Annotated in this window: 10 protein-coding genes; all 10 read left to right on the forward strand. The window is 68.7% G+C overall.

The features are described 5' to 3' along the window. Nucleotides 1-207 precede the first annotated feature (207 nt). Nucleotides 208-1,113, forward strand: coding sequence for a Crp/Fnr family transcriptional regulator (locus tag V6U90_RS31885; RefSeq protein WP_334444640.1), 906 nt, complete (start codon nt 208-210; stop codon nt 1,111-1,113). Nucleotides 1,114-1,142: 29 nt separating this feature from the next. Further along, nucleotides 1,143-1,940, forward strand: a complete 798-nt coding sequence (locus tag V6U90_RS31890; protein ID WP_334444642.1) for a hypothetical protein — start codon at nt 1,143-1,145, stop codon at nt 1,938-1,940. After that, complete coding sequence (locus V6U90_RS31895) at nt 1,937-2,359, forward strand: hypothetical protein (protein WP_334444644.1); 423 nt, start codon at nt 1,937-1,939, stop codon at nt 2,357-2,359. The genes V6U90_RS31890 and V6U90_RS31895 overlap by 4 nt, the downstream gene beginning before the upstream one ends. 93 nt (nt 2,360-2,452) lie before the next feature. Next, the gene (locus tag V6U90_RS31900; protein WP_334444646.1) at nt 2,453-3,973 is read left to right on the forward strand and encodes a hypothetical protein; all 1,521 of its coding nucleotides are present in this window, start codon (nt 2,453-2,455) and stop codon (nt 3,971-3,973) included. A 53-nt stretch (nt 3,974-4,026) separates the two neighbouring features. Beyond that, nucleotides 4,027-4,644 carry a hypothetical protein gene (locus V6U90_RS31905; protein ID WP_334444648.1) on the forward strand — a complete coding sequence of 206 codons (618 nt, stop codon included), beginning with the start codon at nt 4,027-4,029 and terminating at the stop codon, nt 4,642-4,644. A gap of 38 nt (nt 4,645-4,682) precedes the next feature. Further along, nucleotides 4,683-5,099 (forward strand): Pycsar system effector family protein, encoded by a 417-nt coding sequence (locus V6U90_RS31910; protein WP_334444651.1) that lies wholly within the window; start codon nt 4,683-4,685, stop codon nt 5,097-5,099. 226 nt (nt 5,100-5,325) lie between these two features. Further along, the gene (locus tag V6U90_RS31915) at nt 5,326-5,481 is read left to right on the forward strand and encodes a hypothetical protein (protein WP_334444653.1); all 156 of its coding nucleotides are present in this window, start codon (nt 5,326-5,328) and stop codon (nt 5,479-5,481) included. Nucleotides 5,482-5,609: 128 nt separating this feature from the next. Next, nucleotides 5,610-5,915 (forward strand): hypothetical protein, encoded by a 306-nt coding sequence (locus tag V6U90_RS31920; RefSeq protein WP_334444655.1) that lies wholly within the window; start codon nt 5,610-5,612, stop codon nt 5,913-5,915. A gap of 94 nt (nt 5,916-6,009) precedes the next feature. Further along, nucleotides 6,010-6,396 (forward strand): hypothetical protein, encoded by a 387-nt coding sequence (locus V6U90_RS31925; protein ID WP_334444657.1) that lies wholly within the window; start codon nt 6,010-6,012, stop codon nt 6,394-6,396. Beyond that, nucleotides 6,393-6,920, forward strand: a complete 528-nt coding sequence (locus V6U90_RS31930) for a DUF6036 family nucleotidyltransferase (protein ID WP_334444659.1) — start codon at nt 6,393-6,395, stop codon at nt 6,918-6,920. The genes V6U90_RS31925 and V6U90_RS31930 overlap by 4 nt, the downstream gene beginning before the upstream one ends. Nucleotides 6,921-6,992 lie beyond the last annotated feature (72 nt).

Consider the following 6,992-nt stretch of genomic DNA (forward strand, 5'->3'; position numbering starts at 1 on the left):
CAGCGGCAAAGAAGACGAAGTCCGTCAATCCCCGTCCACGCCGCACAGGTTAAAGATCAAGCTAGCCGGGGTCGATCCTCGGACAGCCGCATGTCGAGCGGACGGGAACGTCCTCTCGGCTCTCGGCCGATGGCCCTGGTCCGGCTGGTTCACCGCTTCGACGCAGCACAAACCGCGTCGGTGGATCGAGGCAGAGCGGAGACTTCGGTGGACTACGGCCTGTATCCGCGTGATCAGCTGCGCGCCGATGCCGCCAACCGCACGGGGCAGCGGGCCGGCGGACGCGATCACCCCGACTCCGGCCAATGCGGCCACGTGGCGGATGATGACGATGCGGGACCGAGCCAAGCCCGGCAACGCTACTGGCCCACTACTCGTTGCGGCCGGCAGCTATACATTCTGTGCATGCGTGACAACAGTGAATCTGGACTCGTCGCTCACCTCCCCCAAGACGAGTGGCACCGGGTCCAGGACACCGGGATCCTCGTGCGCTTCGAACCCCGCGCCGTGCTCCTGCGCCAGGGTGACACCACCCAGCATGTGCATGTGGTCCTGGCCGGCTGCGTCAAGGTGGTGCGGTCGGAAAGCGATGGCAGCCGTGCCCTGCTGACGTTGCGGGCTGCTGGTGACGTCGTCGGCGATCTTGCCGCTGTTGACCTGGAACCCCGATCTGCCACGGTCACGGCGCTCACCACCACGGTCACCCGCGTGCTGACCGGCCCGCAATTCCGGCGTTTCCTGACCCGACCCGCTTTCGCCGCAGGTTTTGCCGCCTACACGGTGAGCCGGTTGCGTACCTCGGACGCGCAGCGCGCAGCGTTGGCCGTGCTGCCGGTGCGGGAGCGGTTGGCGAGGGCGCTGATCCAACTCGACCGGGAGACCCGGCGCGCCGACGGGCGGCCCACGATCCGACTGTCCCAGGTGGAACTCGCCGAGCTGGTCGGTGCCTCGCGCAACGCGGTCGTCGCCGAGTTGACCGTCCTGCGGGACGCCGGGATCGTCGCCACCGGGCGGCGGCAGGTCACCGTCGTCGACCCGTCGGCGTTGAGCGTTCGGTCACACGGCTTCCGCCCAGTACTGGGCAGAGAGGGGCGCGATCTCGGCCGACGCTGAAGGAGTCCCGTCGTCGAGAAAGGACTCCCATGGAGCACATTCCGTTTGCACATTCGATCGATCTGCCGCCGTATCGGGCGATTCTGGCGGTGGACGCGAAGGGCTTCACCGCCGAACCGGGCAGCACCCACGAGGCGATCAGCAAGAGCCTGCTCGACCTCGTGGGCGACGCCCTGATCGGCGCCGGGCTGCGTGCCGAATGGGATCAGCCGGCTTTCCTCGGCCCGACCGGCGACGGCTTCGCCGTCGGACTCCCGACGTACGTCCTGCCCTACCTGGTGGACCCGTTCCCGCGTCTGCTCCAGGAACGCCTCGCCGACCACAACCGTCAGGGCCGGGTACGCCTTCAGTTGCGGGTCAGCCTGCACGTCGGTCCGCTGCCGGCCGATCCAGAGAACCCTCACTGGACCGGTAACGGGGACTCCCGCAACGAGACCCACCGTCTGCTCGACTCCGCGCCGGTGAAGGCCGTGCTCGCTGCGGCCAGCCCGCGTGTGACGTTCGTGGCCTGCATCTTCTCCGACCGTGTTTTCGCGGACGTTATCGCCGCCGGGTACGCCGGCATACACCCCGACCGCTGCCTGCCGGTGATCGCGACGGTCGACGGCAAGGCATTCAGCCGGCAGGCATGGCTCTACATCCCGGAGGTCTCCGGGAACTTGCTCGGTGTGTTGCCGGCCACACCGGCGCCTGCACCGGAGGCCGGGAAGCCCGAAGGGCCGCGGACGTCGGGGCCGCGGGTCTCCGGGCCGCGGGTGAAGCGGAACGACGGCCAGGTCGCCACCACGGTCGAGACCATGACGCAGCACCGGGGCGGTGCCCGATGACCACCGACCTGATCGAGCCCGTGGTCCCGGACATCGACGATTCCTACGCCGAGGACATCGACGACGGTCCTTACGTCGAGGAGAACGGCGGCCAGGTCGCCTCGCACGTCGGCCGCGACATGGTGCAGAATGTCCACAACTGGCTCGGGCGCTACCGGGCCGCCCGGGAACTCTCCGACGCCTTCGTGCAGGAGACGATCGCGACCTTCGTGCGGCGCTTCTACGGTCCGGGTGGGCTGTCCAGGGAATCGGCTGCCGGGATTCTTCGGGAGCGGCGCCACGTCCTGCTGGTGGCCGATCCCGGCACCGGCCGACGGACCGCCGCGGTCGGGCTGCTCGGCGCTGTTCCCTCACCTCGGCGGGAGATCCCGATCGACGATGACGAGCAGCGTCTCCTGCCCGTCGACGAGGTGCCGTGATCGTCGTACGGTCGATCCGCCTACCTGCTCACGGTGCCGCCCGGAAGCCGGAACGGGCGGTTGCGGGAGTTGCTCATCGCCTATCGGGAGGCTGTGGAGAAGAGGGACTCGTACCTGGTGGTCCTGGTCGACCGTGTGAGCCTCGAACGGCCCGAGGACGTTCCGGGCTTCGCCGTTCTCACGGTGACCGCTCCCGTACCCGAGGAGTTGCTGAGCCGTCTCCTGGCCGACCAGCGCGACAGGTTGGACGTGGACAGGCTGCTCAAGACGCCGCCGCTGCCGGCGATGCTCGAGGGCGCGACCCCGACGCAGATCGCGAGGCTGTCCCACCGGATCAGGGCCGCTGCGGGTGATCCGCAGGAACCGCTGGCCGAGATCGCCCGCAACGCGGTCAAGGCCTACCAGAACTGGGACGAAGAACTGGTCGCCTGGTTCGAGAAGAACCCGGACCCACGGAGCCGGCTCTTCCTCATCGCCCTGGCCTTCCTGCAAGGGGGACAGGCCAGCAACGTCCTGCACGCCATGGAGAAGCTCGCCGAGAAGCTGGCGGAACCGGCGGACGTACGCGGCGGTATCGGCGCCCCAGGCATCCGCCAGCTGGCGAAGAACGTCAACGCCCGGATCGACGACGAGCACCGGATCTTCTTCACCCTACCGTCCTACGACGTCGCGATCCTGCGCTACGTGCATGGCGACCAGTCCAAGGCATTCCGAACGCGCCTCTGGAGCTGGGCCTCCGACCTGCCGATGCGCCGCGGCGGTTCCCCGAACGTCCGCGTCGCCGGACAGGTGGCCTCGGCCATGCTCGCGGTGACCCTGGCGCTTCCCGGGGCCGACGCTCCCGAAGTGCGTGCCCTGGCCGAGCGGTGGTGGGGTTACCAGACCCTGCGGCCGCTGATCGTCGACCTGATGACGGCGGTGGCGATGAGCCCCGAGGCCGGGGCGGCGATGCGTGGCCGGCTCAATCAGTGGGCCGTGCAGTCGGGCAGCCTGACGCTGCTCTGCGCGGTCGCCGCAGTCTGCGGCGGGGCGCTGGCCGACGCGTATCCGCAGGCGGTGCTGACCCGGCTGAACAACCTGGCCGGGCGAGGGATCGACGCCGTCACCGAAGCGGTCGTGCAGGCCGTGCGGTCGCTCTGGGACCGGCCACGGCACCGGCAGGCGACGCTGCGCCGGGTCGTCGACTGGGCGGCCGGACACGACCAGCGGCACGACGCGGGCCTGCGCGCCCTGGCCGCGATCTCCGAAACCCCCGAGCGGGCCGGGTTCCTCCTCGCCGAACTGGCTGGCGACGCGGAACTACAGACCAGACTGGTGCATGCCTTCACGCTCTTGTTCACCGGGATTGGACCGCAGGGCGAAATCCGCGAGGCGCTCCTCCGGTGGCTGGACACGACGGCCAGGGAACCCGTGCACGAGGACTTGATCACCGACCTGATGATCCGGGCCGGCGGCACCGGCCAGGGCGCCAGCAGTCGCTTCGCCCGTATGTCCGACCTGCTGTATGCCTGGCAGCCACTTGCCCGCGACGCCGAGGCTCCGGCTGCCCGGGACGTGCGTGACCGGCTCATCGAGCGATTCCACCGAGCCAACCCGCTGCTGGTCGCCCGATGAGCGGGAGCTGGCGTGGCCGCCTGTCGGGCCTCCGGGCGAGACCTCAGGATTCCGTGCAGCTGGTCACCTTCTCCGCCGAGTTGCGCAGCTGCCATCCGCACATCGCGTTCGACGCGACCTTCCAGTTCTGGTGGCGGGGCAACGATCAGTCTGCTTCCTGGACGGCACGACAGAAGATCACGGAATGGGCTGACAAACTGGCCTCCCAGTACTGCGTCACTCAGGCCGGCAACGCCGAGACCGAGATCAACACTCGGATCGTCGACGGCGTCCACGTCCAGCTGGCGGTCAGCCCGCAAGCCCGTGCCGCAGCGGAAGCCATCCTGGAGATCGACCGGCAGAGCGCCCTCGACCGCCGGAAGCAGCAAGCCGAGCTGAAGCAGATCCGGCACCTCCGGGAGAGCATCTACTCGCGCCCCGATGTCGCCCGCAGCTACTGGCTCCACCACCACCCTGATCAGCTGAACGCCATGCTGGACATCGACTTCGAGGGGATCGCCCAGAAATTCGGGGATGTCGCCGAGTCACGATTCCTGGTGATCGCCAAGCTGATCGGTGAGTTCCTCGAAGGGCTAGGGGACGGCGAACGCCGGTATCTGCTCGGGCAGTTGGGGGAGGTCTTCTCCTCGTACGACCGGCCCGACCTGATGAATCGTCTGGAAGACTCATGAGGGAAGCGGAGCGCTCCTCCCTGCAACAGGCGAACGAGATGATCCGCTTCGCCGATGTGAAGGCAGCCGCCGTGCTGGCTGCCTCCGGGGTCCTGGCCGGGCAACTGCCGTCGGCTCACGACCCCTGGGCCAGAGGCGTAGTGCTCGTTGCCGGCGTCTGCATCGTGCTCAGCGCGTTGCTGGCGCTCTACACGCTGGTGCCGCGGCGGCAGGTGACGACCGTGTGGTCGCTGCACTACTACGATCACGTCGCCCGTCGGTACGGCGACGACCGGGAAGCCTTCATCGATGCCTGGGTGAAGGCGGCGGCCGACGAGGACGCGTTCGAGCGGGCCGTCGTCGGACAGATCTGGACGGCGAACCTGGTGGCGCACCGCAAGTTCATCCGGGTTACCTGGTCCATCCGGGCCCTGGTGGCCGGCGTTGTGGCCCTCGCGGTCGTCGTCATCACCTGAGCTGCTGCCTCTGATCATGTTCGCGACGGCGAAGGTCGTCGTGAACATGATCAGTTCCTCCGGTGGAGGCTGATTGCCGAAGCGGCCGATCGGGACACGTCTCGGCGCGTAGACCGGATGAGGTGGTGGGTCGGACGTGCTCGCGTCCGTCGCCGCACGCTTTGGCCGCGGTTGCCGCGTTGCGGCGGGTGGTGTCGCCGGGCGAGTGGTCGCTGCTGGACGGGCGGTGGAGATCCTCGTCGAGGGGCAGCCGCGCCGTCGTGGCTTTCCGCCCCGGCGTTCGTTCCGGTACGGGCGCATCGCGGCGGATGTGTGGGACAGCGAGCGGGTGCTGTTCGTCGAGTACGGTCCGAGGATTCCCACGCCCGCCGGCACACGTTGATGGCGCAGGTGACCGAGCCGGGTGGGACGATGGTCGCCAAATGGGTGTCCTGCGGGAAGGCGTGGCGGAGTACTGGTCGCGGCTGCGTGACGCGGGGGGAGGTGCCGATGCCGGTGGTGGAGGTGTCGATGCCTCAGGTGCCGGCGGATCCGGCTGGTGCGCTGCGGGCCACTGACATGTACCGGCCGCATCCGGACGATGAGGATTTTGTCGAGGTGCGGGCGTTGGCCTGGTCGAGGTGCCGGGAGTTCCTGCCGACCTGGCCGGACGCGCCGGAGTTGCCCGAGCAGCAGCGGCAGGAGTTGATCGACACGTTCCTGGCGGAGGCGTATCCGCCCGGCGCGGCGGGTGCGGGCGGGCCGGCCGGGGGTCACGTGGATCGTGAGGTGGTGCGGTCGTTGGCGGACGTCCTCGTCGATTACCGGCCGCAGTAGAGCGGGTCAGCAGTCAGGCGTTGCGAGGCTCAGCAGCAGGGAGGCGGTAGTCTGCAACCGGCGATGCCGTTGGTTCGGAGGTGAGGTTCGCGCTGTGGGTACCGGCTACGAACCGATGAGTCTGGCTGTGTTGGCCGGCCATCTCTCGTCCGCGAATACCGACCAAATTCGCTGGAAGCTCGTGTGGGAGTTCCTGGAGGAGTACCGGTGGGAGCCGGCTGACACCAGGGTCGCTCTGTTGACGGATGAGCCTGGGTTGACCGGGGATGAGCGGTGGGATGCGCTGCTGGCGGCGCTCGCGGAGCATCTGCTCGCGCAGGCGGATCTTGCGCCGCCGACGTGGGTCGAGGCGCGGGTGCTGCGCCGGGCCTGGTTCCCGGCCGAGTTGGCCATCCACCGCGCCGATGCCCTGGCATGGGCGCCGGCAGCGTTCCGGAAACACGGTGTGTACCTGTCAGTTCACGATTTGGCTGCGGCGTGACCGGGTCGGACGGCGTCCTGATGGGGCGCGCGGAACTCGAGCGCGCGTTCACTCGCCTTGGCGAGAGGCTCGTCCGGCGCGGTGTTGTTGCTGACATCTTCGTCGTGGGTGGTGCCGCGATGGCGCTGGCCTACGACGCCCAACGGGTGACCAGGGACGTCGATGCGATGTTCGTTCCACACGGCGTCGTCCTCGACGAGGCCCGTGCGGTGGCCGACGACCTGGGGCTGCCCCCGTGGTGGCTCAACGAGCAGGCCAGCGTGTACGTCTCCGGCAAGGACGACCCGGGCAGGCGGCGGGTCTTCGACCATCCCGGGCTACGCGTCATGGCGGCCTCGCCGGAGCACATCTTCGCGATGAAGGCACTCGCGGCGCGGGCCCGCGACGTGGACGATCTCCGCACCTTGGCGGCGCTGTCCAAGGTCACGACGGTGGACGACGCCGTACGACTGTGCGGCGACTTCTATCCCGACGAGGTGATCTCGCCACGGGCCATGGGGGTCATCCGCGAACTGCTCGAATGAGCCTGCAGGGGGAGTGTCAAGTTAACGGCTGATCTTGGTTGTTGAGGTGGTCAGTGGTTGGCCGGGGTGAGC

The organism is Micromonospora sp. CPCC 206060 (genome assembly GCF_036906895.1).
Lineage (GTDB): Bacteria > Actinomycetota > Actinomycetes > Mycobacteriales > Micromonosporaceae > Micromonospora.